Annotated in this window: 16 protein-coding genes; 9 read left to right on the forward strand and 7 right to left on the reverse strand. The window is 54.4% G+C overall.

Going from position 1 to position 16,527, the window contains the following annotated elements:
• The first annotated feature begins 41 nt into the window (after nucleotides 1-41).
• The 3 genes from A6A26_RS03545 (at nucleotide 42) to A6A26_RS03555 (ending at nucleotide 2,212) form a co-directional block, all read left to right on the forward strand.
• The gene (locus tag A6A26_RS03545; RefSeq protein ID WP_063877487.1) at nucleotides 42-1,058 is read left to right on the forward strand and encodes a hydrolase; all 1,017 of its coding nucleotides are present in this window, start codon (nucleotides 42-44) and stop codon (nucleotides 1,056-1,058) included.
• A 4-nt stretch (nucleotides 1,059-1,062) separates the two neighbouring features.
• On the forward strand, nucleotides 1,063-1,281 hold the full coding sequence (locus tag A6A26_RS03550) for a YheU family protein (protein WP_063877488.1): 219 nt from the start codon (nucleotides 1,063-1,065) through the stop codon (nucleotides 1,279-1,281).
• 61 nt (nucleotides 1,282-1,342) lie between these two features.
• On the forward strand, nucleotides 1,343-2,212 hold the full coding sequence (locus A6A26_RS03555; protein WP_063877489.1) for a phosphoribulokinase: 870 nt from the start codon (nucleotides 1,343-1,345) through the stop codon (nucleotides 2,210-2,212).
• A gap of 29 nt (nucleotides 2,213-2,241) precedes the next feature.
• Here A6A26_RS03555 and A6A26_RS03560 read toward each other — a convergent pair whose 3' ends face one another.
• Nucleotides 2,242-2,646 (reverse strand): OsmC family protein, encoded by a 405-nt coding sequence (locus A6A26_RS03560; RefSeq protein WP_063877490.1) that lies wholly within the window; start codon nucleotides 2,644-2,646, stop codon nucleotides 2,242-2,244.
• 305 nt (nucleotides 2,647-2,951) lie between these two features.
• Here A6A26_RS03560 and crp point away from each other — a divergent pair, with 305 nt between their 5' ends.
• Together crp and A6A26_RS03570 are read left to right on the forward strand one after the other, a co-directional pair.
• A complete protein-coding gene (gene crp / locus A6A26_RS03565) occupies nucleotides 2,952-3,584 on the forward strand; it encodes a cAMP-activated global transcriptional regulator CRP (RefSeq protein WP_000242758.1) in 633 nt (210 codons plus the stop codon).
• Nucleotides 3,585-3,642: 58 nt separating this feature from the next.
• The gene (locus tag A6A26_RS03570; RefSeq protein WP_063877491.1) at nucleotides 3,643-5,718 is read left to right on the forward strand and encodes a YccS/YhfK family putative transporter; all 2,076 of its coding nucleotides are present in this window, start codon (nucleotides 3,643-3,645) and stop codon (nucleotides 5,716-5,718) included.
• Between the two features lies 1 nt (nucleotide 5,719).
• Here the strand turns inward: A6A26_RS03570 and A6A26_RS03575 are convergent, their stop codons facing one another.
• The 5 genes from A6A26_RS03575 to ppiA all read right to left on the reverse strand — a co-directional run bounded on the left by A6A26_RS03575 (nucleotide 5,720) and on the right by ppiA (nucleotide 9,185).
• On the reverse strand, nucleotides 5,720-6,940 hold the full coding sequence (locus tag A6A26_RS03575) for a bifunctional acetylornithine/succinyldiaminopimelate transaminase (RefSeq protein ID WP_063877492.1): 1,221 nt from the start codon (nucleotides 6,938-6,940) through the stop codon (nucleotides 5,720-5,722).
• 88 nt (nucleotides 6,941-7,028) lie between these two features.
• Entirely contained in the window at nucleotides 7,029-7,604 is a 576-nt protein-coding gene (locus tag A6A26_RS03580; protein WP_063877493.1) for an aminodeoxychorismate synthase component II, read from the reverse strand.
• A gap of 170 nt (nucleotides 7,605-7,774) precedes the next feature.
• Nucleotides 7,775-8,374, reverse strand: coding sequence for a putative adenosine monophosphate-protein transferase Fic (locus tag A6A26_RS03585; RefSeq protein ID WP_063877494.1), 600 nt, complete (start codon nucleotides 8,372-8,374; stop codon nucleotides 7,775-7,777).
• Complete coding sequence (locus A6A26_RS24590; protein ID WP_074180980.1) at nucleotides 8,364-8,534, reverse strand: YhfG family protein; 171 nt, start codon at nucleotides 8,532-8,534, stop codon at nucleotides 8,364-8,366. Before A6A26_RS24590 ends, A6A26_RS03585 begins: the two co-directional genes overlap by 11 nt.
• Nucleotides 8,535-8,612: 78 nt before the next feature.
• Nucleotides 8,613-9,185, reverse strand: a complete 573-nt coding sequence (gene ppiA, locus A6A26_RS03590) for a peptidylprolyl isomerase A (RefSeq protein WP_063877495.1) — start codon at nucleotides 9,183-9,185, stop codon at nucleotides 8,613-8,615.
• A gap of 260 nt (nucleotides 9,186-9,445) precedes the next feature.
• Here ppiA and tsgA point away from each other — a divergent pair, with 260 nt between their 5' ends.
• Nucleotides 9,446-10,624 carry an MFS transporter TsgA gene (gene tsgA, locus A6A26_RS03595; RefSeq protein WP_063877496.1) on the forward strand — a complete coding sequence of 393 codons (1,179 nt, stop codon included), beginning with the start codon at nucleotides 9,446-9,448 and terminating at the stop codon, nucleotides 10,622-10,624.
• A gap of 36 nt (nucleotides 10,625-10,660) precedes the next feature.
• Here the strand turns inward: tsgA and A6A26_RS03600 are convergent, their stop codons facing one another.
• Nucleotides 10,661-11,944 carry a cytosine deaminase gene (locus A6A26_RS03600; protein ID WP_063877497.1) on the reverse strand — a complete coding sequence of 428 codons (1,284 nt, stop codon included), beginning with the start codon at nucleotides 11,942-11,944 and terminating at the stop codon, nucleotides 10,661-10,663.
• A gap of 208 nt (nucleotides 11,945-12,152) precedes the next feature.
• On the opposite strand from A6A26_RS03600, the gene nirB reads away from it, so the two are divergent.
• From nirB to cysG, 3 genes are all read left to right on the forward strand, one after another.
• Nucleotides 12,153-14,693, forward strand: coding sequence for a nitrite reductase large subunit NirB (gene nirB, locus A6A26_RS03605; protein WP_063877498.1), 2,541 nt, complete (start codon nucleotides 12,153-12,155; stop codon nucleotides 14,691-14,693).
• Nucleotides 14,690-15,031, forward strand: a complete 342-nt coding sequence (gene nirD, locus A6A26_RS03610) for a nitrite reductase small subunit NirD (RefSeq protein WP_063877499.1) — start codon at nucleotides 14,690-14,692, stop codon at nucleotides 15,029-15,031. Before nirB ends, nirD begins: the two co-directional genes overlap by 4 nt.
• A gap of 82 nt (nucleotides 15,032-15,113) precedes the next feature.
• The gene (cysG, locus tag A6A26_RS03615) at nucleotides 15,114-16,478 is read left to right on the forward strand and encodes a siroheme synthase CysG (RefSeq protein WP_063877500.1); all 1,365 of its coding nucleotides are present in this window, start codon (nucleotides 15,114-15,116) and stop codon (nucleotides 16,476-16,478) included.
• Nucleotides 16,479-16,527: the final 49 nt, after the last annotated feature.

Consider the following 16,527-nt stretch of genomic DNA (forward strand, 5'->3'; position numbering starts at 1 on the left):
CCCTCCATTATGTAAAAACTTATCGAAGCTAACAGTGTGATATGGAACAGACAAGCCTTTACAACATGAAATTTTCGGGCCCGGATGGCGCGGCGTTTATCCCTGTGCGCGGCCTGGCGAATCCTCATCTGCAAACCCTGCTGCCGCGCCTCATCCGCCGCACGATAAGAGTCACGCCTCACTGGCAACGGCTTGATTTACCCGATGGTGATTTTGTCGACCTGGCCTGGAGTGAAGATCCGCAGTTTGCACAGCATAAACCGCGCGTAGTGTTGTTTCATGGTCTGGAAGGCAGTTTCCACAGTCCTTATATCCACGGCCTGATGCAGGTTTGCAAGCAACGTGGCTGGCTGGCCGTAGTGATGCATTTTCGCGGCTGCAGCGGCGAGCCGAATCGTCTGAACCGGATTTATCACTCAGGAGAAACCGAGGATGCACGCTTTTTCCTGAACTGGCTGACGACGCGCTGGGGCCGCGTTCCGACCGCCGCGGTGGGGTTCTCACTGGGCGGGAACATGCTGGGTTGCCTGCTGGGGCAACAGGGCAATGATGCCGTCATTGATGCCGGCGTTATTGTTTCTGCGCCGCTGCTGCTTGAGCCCTGCAGCGCCCGACTGGAACGTGGATTTTCCCAGGTTTATCAGCGTTACCTGCTGAGCCAGCTTAAAAAAAATGCCCAACGCAAACTACACGCATGGCCTGACACTTTACCCATAGATCTTAAACAGCTCAGCGCGCTGCGCCGCCTGCGAGACTTCGACGACGCGATCACCGCCCGCGCACATGGCTTTGCCGATGCCACAGATTATTATCGCCGCGCCAGCGCCATGCCGCTGCTTCGCTCGGTGGCAAAGCCGTTGCTGATCATCCATGCGAAAGACGACCCGTTTATGAGTGATGAGGTGATCCCGCAGAATGACCAATTATCTGCCACTATTACCTATCAGCTGACGCGCCATGGCGGTCATGTTGGCTTTGTTGGTGGCACCTTGCGTCAGCCTCAGTTGTGGCTGGAACAGCGCGTGCCACAGTGGATTTCCCCTTACCTGGATAGCTAACCCTGTGATGATTCCCTGGCAACAGGTTTCCCCCGAAACCCTCGAAAATTTAATTGAAGCCTTTGTCCTGCGCGAAGGCACCGACTACGGTGAACAGGAACTCAGCCTGACGGAAAAAGTCGCCGATGTGCGACGTCAGCTGCAGCAAGGTGAGGTGGTTCTGGTCTGGTCTGAGCTTCACGAATCGGTAAACATCATGCGCAAAAGCGAGTTTCGCGGCTGATGCACAGAATGAAAAATCGTGCTAACAATGCTCATCGCCCGACTTCACAGGGAGTTTTACTATGTCTGCACGCCATCCGATCATTGCGGTAACGGGTTCCAGTGGCGCGGGAACCACCACCACCAGCCTGGCATTCCGTAAAATTTTTCAGCAACTCAATTTGCACGCGGCCGAGCTGGAAGGTGACAGCTTTCACCGTTTTACCCGGCCAGAAATGGATATGGCGATTCGTAAAGCACGCGATCTGGGTCGCCACATCAGCTATTTTGGCCCGGAAGCGAACGACTTTGGCCTGCTGGAACAAACCTTTATTGAATACGGTGAGCACGGCAAAGGCCAGTCACGGAAATACCTGCACACCTACGACGAAGCCGTGCCCTGGAATCAGGTGCCGGGCACCTTTACGCCGTGGCAGCCGCTGCCCCCGGATACGGACGTGCTTTTTTATGAAGGACTGCACGGCGGGGTGATGACGGCTCAGCATAACGTCGCTGAAAAGGTGGATTTACTGGTCGGCGTGGTGCCGATTGTCAACCTGGAGTGGATTCAGAAGCTGGTCCGCGATACCGGTGAACGCGGTCATTCCCGTGAGGCCGTCATGGATTCGGTTGTGCGCTCGATGGAAGATTACATCAACTTCATAACGCCACAATTCTCACGCACCCATATCAACTTTCAGCGCGTCCCTACCGTGGATACCTCCAACCCGTTTGCGGCCCGCACCATTCCTTCGCTGGATGAGAGTTTTGTCGTCATTCACTTTCAGTGTCTGGAAGATATTGATTTCCCTTATCTGCTGGCCATGCTGCAGGGATCGTTCATTTCCAATATCAATACGCTGGTGGTACCGGGCGGAAAAATGGGGCTGGCGATGGAGTTGATTATGGCGCCGTTGGTGAAACGGCTTATGGAAGGCAAACGCATTGAATAAAATCAGAGGCCGCGCGGGCCTCTGAGAGATCACAGCTCGATAACCTCGTAGCTGTGGGTGATCGCGACCCCTTTGCCTAACATAATGGCAACCGAGCAATATTTTTCCGCCGACAGGTCGACCGCACGCGCCACGGCTTTATCTGAAAGTGCTTTTCCACTCACGATAAAATGCAGGTTGATACGGGTAAAGATGCGAGGGGCTTCTTCCCGACGCTCTGATTCGAGTTTTACTTCGCAATCAGCCACATCGTTGCGGCCTTTTTGCAAAATTGAAACCACATCGATTGCGCTGCAACCACCGGCCGCCATCAGCACCATTTCCATAGGACTGGGCGCTTTATCACCGGAATTACCATCCATTAAGACCTGATGGCCGGATGATGATTCGCCGAGGAATGTTAACCCTTCAACCCATTTGACTCTTGCCTGCATAATTTCGCCCCCAGAATACCCTGTTTTTGCGCCAGAGTACGCTTTTGCCTGGTAAACAGCAATCCAGAGAAATCAGCCTCATTGCTGAAGCGAGACAACACAAGACAGTCGGCGAAAGCTGTGCTACAAACAGTGCTGAAAATATTTTTTCGTCATCCGAAGATGAAGCCGGGAAGAATTATGCGCACTGCGCCGAATGCAGCCCGAATAATTTCCTGAATGGAAACACGCTTAACGCTTTCATCGCCTGGCAGGGAAACAGAGCCCTGTATTTTGGGCACGATTACAATAGAGGATAATAGCGAATGGTTCTCGGCAAACCGCAAACAGACCCTACACTTGAATGGTTCCTGTCCCATTGCCATATTCACAAGTATCCATCCAAAAGTACGCTGATTCATCAAGGTGAAAAAGCCGAAACGCTTTACTACATCGTGAAAGGTTCCGTCGCGGTACTGATTAAGGATGAAGAAGGCAAGGAGATGATTCTTTCTTACCTGAATCAAGGCGATTTTATTGGTGAGCTTGGCCTGTTTGAAGAAGGTCAGGAACGCAGCGCCTGGGTACGTGCGAAAACGGCGTGCGAAGTAGCAGAAATTTCCTACAAGAAATTCCGTCAGCTCATCCAGGTTAACCCGGATATTCTGATGCGTCTTTCTTCACAGATGGCGCGCCGTCTCCAGGTGACGTCAGAAAAAGTGGGAAATCTCGCGTTCCTGGATGTCACCGGACGCATTGCACAGACGTTGCTTAACCTGGCTAAACAGCCTGACGCCATGACGCATCCTGACGGCATGCAAATTAAAATTACTCGTCAGGAAATTGGCCAAATCGTTGGTTGTTCACGTGAAACCGTGGGCCGTATCTTGAAGATGCTGGAAGATCAGAATCTGATCTCCGCACACGGCAAAACCATCGTTGTTTACGGCACCCGCTAAGCCTTATTATTCACGGCGTGATGGCAACATTATGCCGTGAATATCTTGTGTTGAGCCCATGTGGCGAAGAATAATTTATCACCCCGAAGTTAACTATGCGCTGCGCCAGACTCTGGTGTTGTGCCTTCCGGTCGCGCTCGGCTGGCTGTTTGGCGATCTGCAAAAAGGGTTGCTGTTCTCATTAGTTCCCGCCTGCTGCAATATTGCTGGCCTGGATACACCGCACAAACGTTTCTTTAAGCGCCTGATTATTGGCGGCAGCCTGTTTGCCTTTGGCAGTTTGCTGATGCAGTGGCTACTGCTCAAAGACGTCCCTCTGCCGTTGATTCTGTTTGCGATGCCGTTACTCCTTGGCGTCACCGGTGAAATCAGCCCGCTGCACGCCCGACTGCTACCCGGTACGCTCATTGCCGCGATTTTTACCATCAGCCTGATTGGCCGTATGCCCATTTACGTGCCTCCGCTGCTCTATATCGGCGGTACGCTCTGGTACGGATTATTCAACTGGTTTTGGTTCTGGCTGTGGAAAGAGCAGCCGATGCGCGAAAGCCTGAGTTTAATCTACCGTGAGCTGGCAAATTACTGTGACGCAAAGTACAGCTTGCTGACGCAGCTTACCGATCCTGAAAAAGCCCTGCCGCCCCTGCTGGTGCGTCAGCAAAAAGCAGTCGACCTGATTAACACCTGCTACCAACAGATGCATATGTTGTCCGCAAGCCGCGATCACAGCCATAAACGTCTGACCCGGGCATTTCAGGTGGCGCTGGATTTACAGGAACATATCTCCGTCAGCCTGCATCAGCCGGAAGAAGTCCAGAAGCTGGTGGAACAAAGCCATGCGGAAGCCGTTATCCGCTGGAATGCCAGGACGATTTCAGCCCGACTGCGCGAGCTGGCCGACGATATTCTGTATCACCAACTCTCCAGCCGTTTTGATATGGACAAGCAGCTGGGTGCGCTGGAAAAAATCGCCCGCCAGCATCCGGACAATCCGGTGGGTAACTTCTGCCTCTATCATTTCAGCCGCATCGCCCGGGTACTTCGTACCCAAAAGCCGCTTTATCAACGTGACCTGATGGCCGATCGCCAGCGTCGTTTGCCGCTGCTGCCCGCGCTGCGAAGCTATCTGTCGCTGCGTTCTTCCGCGCTGCGCACCGCCGGTCGTTTTGCCGTCATGCTGATGCTGGGCAGCGCCCTGGCGGTGTTTTTCTCCATTCCAAAGCCCTACTGGATTTTGATGACAATCATGTTTGTCAGCCAGAGCAACTACAGTGCAACCCGGGTTCGTATCCAGCACCGGGCCCTGGGCACCTTTGCCGGGTTGGTCATTGCGGCAGCCTCGCTGCGCCTGGATGTGCCAGAGCCGCTGGTGTTGAGCATCATGCTGGCCATTACCTTTATCAGCTATCGCTTTACCCGACAGTTTTACGGCTGGTCGATGGTAGGATTTACGGTCACGGCCGTTTATACGCTGCAACTGCTTTCCCTTAACGGGGCACAGTTTTTATTGCCCCGCCTGCTGGATACGCTGATGGGTTGCCTGATCGCCTTTGGTGGCATGTTATGGCTGTGGCCGCAGTGGCAGAGCGCGCTGTTGCGTCAGAATGCGCATGATGCACTGGAGGCCTGTCAGGACGCGCTGCGGATGTTACTCGGCCCGGAGCAGTCTCCAGATAAGCTGGCTTACCAGCGGATTAAGGTCAACCAGGCCCATAACGCGGTGTTTAATTCCCTGAATCAGGCGATGCAGGAGCCGGGATTTAACTCACGCTACCTGCAGGATATGCGCTTATGGGTCACGCACTGCCAGTTTATTGTTGAACACATCAATGCCATGACGATTCTGGCGCGCGAACACACCATGCTGCCGCCCACGCTGGCTGAGCACTATCTGCAATGGTGCGAGATTGCACTGCAACGTTGCCAGCAACGACTGGAATATGATGGGGAAAGTTCGCAGACGGATCTGCTGCAGGGCGTTGAAGATATTAACGAGGGGCCCGTCACGGTGCTGGAGCAGCACGTCCGGCGCATTCTTGATCATCTGAAAGTGATGCACACGATCTCATCTTTGGCCTGGAACCAGCGGCCTCATCATGGCCGCTGGCTGATGCGCAGTCTGCGCCGGAAATAACTCAGGCCGACAGCACCTTCTCTACCGCGTTGGCAAAGCGCGTCATGCCCTCTTCTATATCGGCAGGCTCGATAATCAGCGATGGCGCAAAGCGCATCACATCGGTCCCGGCCACCAGCACCATCACGCCTTCTGCGGCTGACGCATTCAGGATATCGCGCGCCTTGCCCGCATGCTGCGGTTTCAGGGCTGCACCAATCAGTAAACCTTTACCCCGGATATCGCTGAACAGATCGTGACGCGCATCAATCGCCTTAAGGGCCTCAACAAACTGCTGACGACGGATTTCCACGCCATTCAATACCTCTGGTGTATTGATGATATCCAGCGCGGTTTCTGCAATCGCACAGGCCAGCGGGTTTCCGCCATAGGTGGTGCCATGAACGCCAGGTGCCATGGTTGAGGCCACCTCATTCGTGGTCAGCATCGCACTGACCGGAAAACCACCGCCCAGCGCCTTCGCCGAGGTCAGAATGTCTGGCGTCACGCCATAGTGCTCATAGGCAAACAATTTACCGCTGCGTCCCATGCCGCTTTGTACTTCATCCAGTACCAGCAGCGCCTGGTGTTTGTCGCACAGTTCACGTAAGCCCTGCAGAAACGCTGGCGTGGCCGGCATCACACCGCCCTCGCCCTGAATCGGCTCCACCACAATCGCGCAGGTATGATCGTCAATGACGGCTTTTACCGCATCCAGGTCGTTGAAAGGCACGTGAACGATATCGGCGGGTTTCGGACCAAAACCATCGGAATACTTTGGCTGTCCGCCCACCGTAACGGTGAACAGCGTCCGGCCGTGGAAGGCATTATGAAAGGCAATAATTTTACTTTTAAACGGGCTGTGACGTTTGCAGGCATAATAACGAGCCAGCTTAAAGGCGGCTTCATTGGCTTCCGCACCGGAATTAGCAAAAAAGACGCGCTCCGCAAACGTGGCGTTGATGAGTTTACTGGCCAGCCGCAGCGCGGGTTCATTGGTGAACACATTGCTGGTATGCCACAAGGTTTCACCCTGTTTCTTCAGGGTTTCAACCAGCGCCGGGTGACAATGGCCCAGTGCGGTGACGGCAATCCCGCCAGAGAAGTCGATATACTCTTTGCCCTGCTGATCCCAGACTCGGCTCCCTTTGCCTTTCACCGGTACAAACTGTGCAGGTGCATAAACAGGCAAAATAACCTGATCGAACGTCTCCCGCGTTACCGCCATATTTTCCGCTGCCATTGACAACCTCGTTAACTGGTTCGTTGAGTCAAGATGAAATAATAATCATGAAATATGCATAAAAAATCACTTAAAGGCAAACACAACTTCATTGATTCAGGAAATTAGCTAACAGCAGGTGCCCCTGCTCACTGAGGATGCTCTCGGGGTGAAACTGCACGCCTTCCAGCGCCAGGGTTTTATGGCGAATCCCCATAATCTCATCCGGCTGACCGTCGCGCAGGCTCCAGGCCGTGACATCAAATTCATCAGGCAGCGTATCCGCTTTAACGATAAGAGAGTGGTAGCGCGTCACGGTCAATGGCTGATTAAGGCCACGGAACACACCACCACCATTGTGCTGTATCGCCGAGGTTTTACCATGCATCACGTTGCGGGCACGCACGATCTGCGCACCGAAAACCTGAGCGATGGCCTGATGACCCAGGCAAACACCTAACACCGGAAGACGACCGGCGAAGTGGCGAATGGCCTGCAACGAAATACCGCTCTGATCGGGCGTACAGGGGCCGGGCGAGATCACCAAATGGCTCAGCGGCAGGGCGCGCATCTCATCAAGAGTGATGGCATCATTTCTCACTACCCGTACGTTGGCTCCCAGTTGGCAAAAATACTGGTAGAGGTTCCAGGTAAACGAGTCGTAGTTATCAATAAGCAGCAGCATGGTTATGGTTTCAGGCAGACCGGAAGGATGCGCGCATCGCTCGGCATCCAGAGTGATGTCCAGAGCGGCATCTTACCATGCTGTTCATGGTGAGTGTGATGCGGGGAAGCAGGAAAGCCCATGTCGCACAGGGAGGCACACTGCTGGCGTCTCCCTTATGCTGCAACGGTTCAGACAGCTTTGGCTTCACTGACGATGCTGGCGAAAGCCTTTTCAAGCAGTTGCACATCACCGGACGCCCCGGCCTGATTTGCCGCAACCCATGCTTCCGCGCTCAGACTGTCCCATGCAAGCAGGTAGCCGGCATGCAGAGCCAACTGCTCGAAGAAAACACGCTGCGCCCTGCCGTTACCTTCGCGGAAGGGATGCAGCATATTGATTTCACAGTAGTACCAGGCAATCCGCTTCGCGAAATCAGCCAGAGGGAGATCGGCCAGGCCCTTCTCGTCTTCCAGTGCTGCCAGCAGCGCATTCCCCTCTTTTTCGATGTACTCGAAATGGCAGAAAGGGGTTTCGTCGCGCCAGATGTCGAGCGTACGCAGTTCGCCAGCCCAGCTGTAAACGTCCTGAAACAACGTACGGTGGATATGGCAAAGATAGGGTAATCCGGCGTTGCGCGGGCCCAGTTCAAGCGTGGCGAGTCGTGCGGCACTGAAGCTTAACTCGGCTTTACGCAGCTGTGCCGCATCGTGAATACCGAGACGGTTTTTCAACACAGTGTCGTTTTGCCACAGGTAGGGGTCCTGAGTAACGGCAGTATTAGCAGCCATATTGCCTCCTCAGTGAGGCCAGGCGCTCTTCTGCATCTTCACCCTTGATTTCTGGTTCTGTCAGGGTAAAGCCTTCGAGTCGGCAACTTGCCCGATAGCTGGCATGTCGCCGCTGTTGCCAGAGCACTGCTTTTTGTTTATCTGTGAGTGTGTTTGCCATACCGCCTCCTGCTCAGGTTTGCCCTAAGTATAAGAGCAAATTTCCCCTTTGCCGGAGACGAGATGGCATTACACCGAATTAGGGTAAAACTTTAGCCGACAGAATGACCACGGGCTTGATGGGGACATTCTGATAGGGGCCCACGTCTTTAGTCGGCACCTGAGAGATTTTGTCCACGACGTCCTGGCCTTTTACAATCTTACCAAACACGGCATAACCGAAATCGCGTTGACCATGATCCAGGAAAGCGTTGTCAGTAACGTTCAGGAAGAACTGGCTGGTTGCGCTGTCTTTATCGGCGGTACGCGCCATAGAGATAGTGCCACGCAGATTGCGTAAGCCGTTATCCGCTTCGTTTTTGATCGGCGCGTTGGTCTGCTTTTGCTGCATTTCACTGGTGAAGCCACCACCCTGGATCATAAAGCCAGGAATCACGCGATGAAAAATCGTGTTGTTGTAAAAGCCGTTGTTCACATAGTCCACGAAGTTTTTAACGGAAACCGGCGCTTTTTGATTATTCAGTTCGAGTTCGATATTGCCGGCAGAGGTGTTAAGCAGGACATGCGTATCACCTTTAGCCGCTAAAGCTGAGACGGAAACAGAAGAGAGCGCTAACAGGGCAACTGCCGCTGTCAAAGTACGTTTAAACATGAGTAATTCCTTACTTTGGAGAGCTAGCTCAAAAACGATATTGATTGTAAAGAGCATGTAATACAAGAGCCAGCGTTTTACCTATATTTACGCTAACAATGCGCACTATAGCTGGAATAAAGCGGCTTCCGCTTCGTGACTAAAATCACAGTATTGATGAAATGAATGACATCTGTTTTCACTGTTAGTTTATTAAGATCACGGTTACGTTTACAATTTCTGACGCTTCAGGCCCTCCGGCTTCTCAACAGGTTCAGAACATGACAAATCGTAATCGTATCGGCCTTACCTGGATTAGCTTTCTCTCGTACGCGCTTACCGGCGCACTGGTGATTGTCACCGGCATGGTAATGGGCGATATTGCGAAAGATTTCCAGATTCCTATCGACAGTATGGGTAACACCTTCACCTTCCTGAACAGCGGCATTCTGGCTGCGGTTTTCCTTAATGCCTGGTTGATGGTGATTGTACCGCTCAAACGGCAACTGATTTTTGGCTTTGTACTCATGGTATTAGCCGTTATCGGCTTAATGACCAGCCGTGATCTGTCGGTATTTTCACTGTGCATGTTCGTACTTGGCGTGGTCAGCGGCATTACCATGTCGATTGGGACATTCCTGATTACCCACATGTATGAAGGCCGTCAGCGCGGTTCACGCCTGCTGTTCACGGATTCGTTCTTCAGCATGGCAGGCACCATTTTCCCTGTGCTTGCCGGTATTCTGCTGGCGCGCCATCTGCCGTGGTACTGGGTTTACGTCTGCATTGGTGTGATTTACGTCGGCATTTTCATCATGACGCTGTTTGTTGAGTTTCCCGTGCTGCGTAAGCCAGAGAACAGCCCGACCGTCGAGAAAGAAAAATGGGGCGTTGGCGTGCTGCTGCTGGCTATCGCGGCGCTATGCTACATCCTGGGTCAGTTAGGCTTTATTTCCTGGGTGCCAGAGTACGCGACGAAGGTCATGGGCATGAACATCGACGATGCCGGCCAACTGGTGGGAAGTTTCTGGACTGCCTATATGGTGGGCATGTGGGCGTTCAGCTTCCTGCTGCGCTTCTTCGATCTGCAACGTATTCTGATGGTTCTGGCTGGCCTGGCGACGGTGTTGATGTACTGGTTCGTGAGCAGTCACGACGCGGGCATGCTGAGGTGGATCATCTTAACGCTGGGCTTTAGCTCTAGTGCGATTTACACCACGATTATTACCCTGGGCTCGCTGCAAACCAAAGTCGCCTCACCCAAGCTGGTTAACTTTATCCTGACCTGTGGCACGGTCGGCACCATGCTGACCTTTATTGTCACGTCACCAATTGTGAAAAACAGCGGCGTTCACAGCGCGCTGTTAACCGCAAATGGCCTGTACGCGGTCGTGTTTATTATGTGCGTACTGTTAGGTCTGGTAACTAAACACCGTACCCACGGTCACAACACGCATTAATCCCGTCGGGCGGCGTTACCGCGCCGCCCACGTGTTTTAGCGTTTAAAGGTCACGTCTTCCCACTGTTCTAAACAGATGGCGCTGTTGGCAGGCTGTGTCGCGGCGATAACGTTTCCGCGACGAAGCGAATAACGCACCGGCACTTGCCTTCTTACTGCGTCGAAACCATTCTCCGCTGGCAGAATAATCAAGCTGGCATCATGACCGCGCTGAATGCCATATCCTGAAAGATTCATCGTTCTGGCACTGTTGTGGGTGATCAGATCGAGCCCGGCATTGATTTGTTCATAGCCCATCAACTGACACACGTGTAATCCCATATGTAGCACCTGGAGCATATTTCCCGTACCCAGCGGATACCAGGGATCGAACACATCATCGTGACCAAAGCAGACGTTGATGTCCGCCTCCAGCAGCTCTTTGACGCGGGTAATGCCACGGCGTTTGGGATAACTGTCGAAGCGGCCCTGTAAATGAATATTGACCAGCGGATTGGCGACAAAGTTAATGCCGGAGAGCTTCAGTAGCCGAAACAGACGCGATGTGTAAGCCCCGTTATAGGAGTGCATCGCCGTCGTATGGCTCGCGGTCACCCGCGCGCCCATGCCGTCGCGGTGTGCCAGCGCAGCCACGGTTTCGACGAAGCGCGACTGCTCATCGTCAATTTCGTCACAGTGCACATCCACCAGCCTGTCGTAACGGTTAGCCAATGCAAAGGTTTTATGCAGGGACTCCACGCCGTATTCCCGGGTGAACTCAAAATGGGGAATGGCCCCAACGACATCGGCACCGAGTCGAAGCGCCTCTTCAAGCAATGCTTCGCCATTGGGATAAGACAGGATGCCTTCCTGTGGAAACGCCACAATTTGAAGAGTAATCCAGGGTGCCATCTCGGCCTTAAGTTCCAGCATCGCCTTGAGTGCCGTTAAGGTGGGATCGGACACATCGACATGGGTGCGAACACACTGTATGCCGTTGGCTATTTGCCACTTCAGCGTCTGCATCGCCCGCCGTTTGACATCTTCATGACTCAGCAAGGCTTTGCGCTCTGCCCAGCGTTCAATGCCCTCAAACAGCGTACCAGACTGATTCCAGGCAGGCTCTCCCGCAGTTTGCGTCGTATCCAGGTGAATATGGGGTTCAATAAAGGGCGCGAGTGCCAGGCCGCCTTCCGCATCCAGCGCTGCGCCGTCGGCGGCTATCTGCTGAGGCTGTGCCGAAATACGGGCGATTTTTCCTTCATCAATTTCTATCTGCCACAGGCCGTCACGCGTGGGCAAACGCAGATTATTGATCCAGCGAAGTGGTGCGGTTGTCATACCTGGCTCCTGATGAGTTAAGCGCTACTGATTAAAGCTAACACGTTAGCGCTGCCCTGCTCCAGATGACTTTGTGAACTTCACGTGCAGGACGCTGAATCGTGACACTCACCCTGAAGAGGTATATCGCATTACGATTGATGTACATCAATAAGCGCCAGACAAGCCGCGCTATTGTAGCCGCAGATATCGCAAATTTGAGGCAAAAATGAGCAATCACAGTGTCGTCATTATCGGTAACGGCATGGTCGGTCACCGCTTCATCGAAGAACTCATGGATAAAGCCGCGCCTGGTCAGTTTTCCTTAACGGTTTTTTGTGAAGAACCCCGTGTCGCCTACGATCGCGTTCACCTCTCCGCTTACTTCGCTCACCATACCGCTGAAAAACTTTCCCTTGTCCGGGAAGGCTACTACGAAAAACATCATGTCAATCTGCTGCTGGGCGAGCGTGCCATGACCATTAACCGTGATGAAAAGCGGGTTCACTCCAGCACCGGGCGCGCCGTGCATTATGACACGCTGGTCTTTGCGACCGGCTCCGTCCCGTGGATTCCGCCTGTTGCGGGCGCAGAGGGCAGTGGTTGCTTTGTCTACCGTACGATTGAAGATCTGAATGCCATTGAAGCCTGCTCGCGTCGTAGCCAGCGCGGTGCGGTAATCGGTGGTGGCCTGCTTGGCCTTGAAGCGGCAGGTGCGCTGAAAAATCTGGGCGTCGAAACCCACGTGATTGAATTCGCCCCCGTGTTAATGGCTGAGCAAGTAGACCAACAGGGCGGTGAGCTGTTACGTCGTAAGATCGAGCAGATGGGCGTGCAGGTTCACACCGGCAAAAATACCCAGCAGATTGTGCATCATGATAACGGCGGCAAGACATTGCTGTTCGCTGATGGCAGCCATCTCGATGTCGACTTTATCGTGTTCTCCACCGGTATCCGCCCACAGGATAAGCTGGCCAAACAGTGTGGTCTGACGCTGGGTACGCGCGGCGGTATCGCCATCAACGACCAGTGCCAGACAAGCGATCCGGCTATCTACGCCATCGGCGAGTGCGCCGCCTGGCACAATCGTGCCTATGGACTGGTGGCGCCGGGCTATAAAATGGCGCAGGTGGCCAGCGATGTACTGTTGGGCCGCACTAATGCGTTTGCCGGTGCCGACATGAGTGCCAAACTGAAACTGCTGGGCGTTGACGTGGGCGGTATTGGTGACACCCGCGCCAGCACGCCGGGTGCCCGCAGCATTGTCTGGCTGGACGAGGCGAAATCCATCTACAAACGACTGATTGTGAGTCAGGACCACAAAACGCTGCTGGGCGCGGTGTTAGTGGGCGATACCGCCGATTACGGTAATCTGCTGCAGTTGGTGCTGAATGCCATTCCGCTGCCCGCCGATCCGGAAACGCTGATCTTACCCGCAGGCAGCGGTGAAAAAGCCTCGATTGGGGTGGACGCGCTGCCTGCCAGTGCGCAAATCTGCTCCTGCTTTGATGTCAGTAAAGGCGATATCGTTAACGCCGTGAAAGGCGGTTGTCACACTGTCGCCGCGCTCAAGGCCGAAACCCGAGCCGGCACCGGTTGTGGCGGCTGTATTCCCCTGATCACCCAGGTCCTGAACAATGAGCTGAGTCATCAGGGCATTGAAGTGAGTAATCATATATGTGAGCACTTCCCCTACTCTCGTCAGGCGTTGTATCACCTGATTAAGGTAGAAGGGATTAAAACCTTTGCTGCGCTACTGACGAAGCACGGCCATGGCTATGGCTGTGAAATCTGTAAACCGACTGTTGGCTCGCTGTTGGCGTCCTGCTGGAACGAGTACATTCTGAAACCCGAGCACGCCTCTCTGCAGGACAGCAACGACAACTTCCTGGGCAATATCCAGAAAGATGGCACCTATTCTGTCATTCCACGTTCACCGGGCGGGGAGATAACGCCACAGGGACTTAAGGTCATTGGCGACATCGCACAGCAGTATCATCTCTACACCAAAATCACCGGCTCCCAGCGTATTGGCCTGTTTGGTGCGCAAAAAGATGATTTACCCGCCATCTGGTCGCAGTTAATCGCCGCCGGATTTGAAACCGGTCAGGCCTATGCCAAAGCGCTCCGTATGGCAAAAACCTGTGTAGGCAGCAGCTGGTGTCGCTATGGCGTGGGTGACAGCCTTGGCTTCGGCATCATGCTGGAGAACCGCTATAAAGGCATTCGCACGCCGCATAAAATGAAATTCGGCGTGTCGGGTTGCACCCGTGAATGCGCCGAAGCCCAGGGCAAAGATGTTGGGATTATCGCGACGGAAAAAGGCTGGAACCTGTATGTGTGCGGTAATGGAGGCATAAAACCCCGTCATGGCGATCTGCTGGCGGCAGACCTTGATGACGCGACGCTGATTGCTTATCTGGACCGCTTTATGATGTTTTATATCCGCACCGCCGATCGGTTACAGCGGACCTCACTGTGGCTGGAGAGCCTTGAAGGTGGTATCGACTACCTGCGCAGCGTCATCGTTGATGACAGCTTAGGGCTTAACCCGCAGCTCGAACAGGATCTGAGCATTCTGCGCGCCAGCGCCGAATGTGAGTGGCAAACGGCGCTACAGGACCCGCAAGGCCTGGTGCGTTTTGCCCATTTCATCAATACACCTCAGCGCGATCCCAACGTACAGATCGTTGCCGAACGCCTTCAGCATCGTCCGGCGCGCCCGGATGAGCGTATCGCCGTCACGCTAATCGAGGAGAACACACTATGAGTGAATGGACCCGCGTCTGCCCGTTAGCGCAGATCCTGCCTGCCACCGGCGTCTGTGCCTGGGTCAGTGGTCATCAGATTGCCGTCTTCCGCCCCAGCGCTGATGATCGCGTATTTGCTCTCAGTAACCTTGACCCTTTTGCAGACGCCAGCGTTCTGTCTCGCGGGATTATCGGTGAACATCAGGGCGAACTGTGGGTCGCCAGCCCGTTGAAAAAACAGCGTTTCCGCCTGCGTGATGGATACTGCATGGAGGATGCATCACGCTCTGTGCCGGTGTATCCGGTCCGCGTCAATGCAGGCCAGGTTGAGGTTAAGGCACTGCCCGCGCGGATTTAGCGCCACCTGTTCCCCAAAACGATTATCATCGTTTATCCCTCTCAAGCCAGCCCGTGAATACGGGCTTTTAGCAGGACTGGCTATGGACTATTTCCCGCTTTTTTGTCGTCTGCAAGGCAAACGCTGCCTGCTGGTGGGTGCCGGCGACGTCGCCGAGCGTAAAGCCCGGCTGCTGCTGGCCGCCGGGGCCAGCCTCAGCGTGGGCGCACTGACCTTTTCTTCTGCTTTTCAGCACTGGGCGCAAGCGGGAGAGCTGACCTTGATACACGGTGATTTTCACCCGGACTGGCTGGCGGGCTGCTGGCTGGTCGTCGCGGCCACCAACGATGAGGGGGTTAATCAACAGGTCGCCGACGTGGCTGAAACACAGCAAATCTTTTGTAATCTGGTCGATGCACCCGAGCAGGCCAGTGCCATCATGCCCTCCATTATTGACCGCTCGCCGCTGATGATTGCCGTGTCCTCCGGCGGTCGGGCGCCCGTGCTGGCAAGGCTTCTGCGTGAAAAACTGGAGGCGATGTTGCCGCAGCACCTGGGAAAACTGGCCCAGCGAGCCGGAACCTTGCGCAGCAGGGTGAAAAAGCAGTTCACCGCGATGGCGCAACGTCGCCACTTCTGGGAACGTTTTTTTAGCAGCGACAGGCTGGCGCAAAGCCTGGCGAATGGCGACAACACACGGGCAGATGAACTAACCGAAACCCTGTTCGCAGAGGATCGGCGAACACAAGGTGAAGTGGTGCTGGTCGGTGCCGGCCCGGGCGATGCGGGGTTACTGACGCTCAAAGGTTTACAGCAGATCCAGCAGGCGGATGTGATCGTTTACGACAGGCTGGTTTCCGATGCCGTTCTCGATCTCGTGCGTCGTGATGCGGAACGTGTCTTTGTGGGTAAACGTGCAGGTCACCACTGCGTGCCCCAGGATGAGATCAACCAGCTGTTGCTCCAGCAGGCCCAGCGCGGTAAACGGGTCGTACGTTTGAAAGGTGGCGATCCCTTTATCTTTGGCCGGGGCGGTGAAGAGCTGGAGATTCTGGCACAGCATCAGATCCCCTTTAGCGTGGTGCCCGGCATTACGGCAGCATCGGGCTGTGCCGCCTACAGCGGTATTCCCCTCACCCATCGCGACCATGCGCAAAGCGTACGGCTGGTCACTGGCCATCTGCAAAAGCAGGGCTCACTGGCCTGGCAGACGCTGGCGGCAGAACAGCAAACGTTGGTGTTTTATATGGGCCTCACGCAGGCAGCAGAAATTCAGCAACAGCTTATTCATCACGGCATGCGCGCCGATATGCCCGTAGCCCTGGTGGAGAAAGGCACCAGCACAGACCAACGCGTTCTCACCGGTACGCTGCAAGCGCTCAGCGATTTAGCGCAACAGGTTACCAGCCCCAGTCTGATTATCGTGGGCAGCGTGGTCAGCCTGCGCGAAACATTACGTTGGTTTTAAAACAATAACGGCGAGCTTTCGCTCGCCGTTGAGGTTATGCCAGCACTGA

Origin of the sequence: Pantoea sp. OXWO6B1 (assembly GCF_001641135.1) — a bacterium.
In the GTDB taxonomy this organism is placed as follows: Bacteria; Pseudomonadota; Gammaproteobacteria; order Enterobacterales; family Enterobacteriaceae; genus Pantoea; species Pantoea allii.